The organism is Pseudomonas lundensis (assembly GCF_002269125.1).
GTDB lineage: Bacteria > Pseudomonadota > Gammaproteobacteria > Pseudomonadales > Pseudomonadaceae > Aquipseudomonas > Aquipseudomonas lundensis_A.
In genome coordinates this window covers 1-877 of record NZ_NQKI01000096.1, presented here as the reverse complement: position 1 = coordinate 877, position 877 = coordinate 1, and the positions used below count along the sequence as shown (strand labels likewise).

Genomic DNA, 877 nt, shown 5'->3' with positions numbered 1-877 from the left:
AATGAGACCATCGCCGCAAAACTTGTTGCGAGCTTGTCGAAGCGCGTCACGATGCGACGGTTCTCCTTCAGCCAGCCAAACATGCGTTCGATGATGTTGCGCTGCCGATATTTGGGGCGATCAAAAAGTCGAGGCAATCCTGGCTTGGTTTTGCGCTTCATGCTTCGCAACGGAATGACTGGCTGCATGCGATAACGATCACAATACTGGCGCAGCGCTTCAGCGTCGTAACCCTTGTCAGCCAGCAACCAGCGGCAACGCTTGCGTGGGCGACCGCGCAGGCTGGGTATGCAAGCCTGATCGAGTAGCGGTTGGGCATAGGCTATATCGCTGGCTTGTCCGCCTGACAACAGGAAACGCAGAGGCACACCATTGGCGTCGCACAGCATGTGAATCTTGGTCGTCAGGCCACCCCGGCTGCGCCCGAGCGCGTGGTCTTGCGGTTCTTCAAATCCCCTTTTTTCCCGGCACCTGATGAGGCCCGGGTTGCTCGTACGGCAGTGGAGTCGATCATCCATGTTTCCAAGTCAATCAAACCCTGCTCATTCAATCGGATATGAAGACGCTTGAGCATCTGATCAAAAGCTCCGCAATCACGCCATCCCCGGAACCGTTGATAGATCGTTGACCAAGGGCCGAATCGTTCGGGCATGTCTCGCCAGGCTGCGCCAGAGCAAAGCACCCAGAGAATACCGTTTAGCATCAGGCGATCATCGGCCCGAGGGCGCCCGGTGCGCTGATTTTTGGTGAAGATATCTGCAACCAGATCCCAGGCTGCGTCGGGGAGTTCATACCGCTTTGCCATCTTGGCCTCCTGGCTTTAATGGCGGTGTATTTTACAGAAAATCGTATTTCTTGGGTTTACGTACAGAGCCTA

General features: G+C 55.5%; 1 protein-coding gene. It reads right to left on the bottom strand.

Features of this window, described 5'->3' with window-relative positions; genetic code table 11:
• Positions 1 to 805, bottom strand: a protein-coding gene (locus tag CJF39_RS22615; protein WP_094995377.1) for an IS5 family transposase whose coding sequence is annotated in 2 segments (ribosomal slippage) — positions 1 to 451 and positions 451 to 805 — 806 coding nt annotated over the 2 segments. Because the reading frame shifts where the segments join, the coding sequence is not laid out codon by codon here. This gene is flagged as partial in the annotation.
• Positions 806 to 877 lie beyond the last annotated feature (72 nt).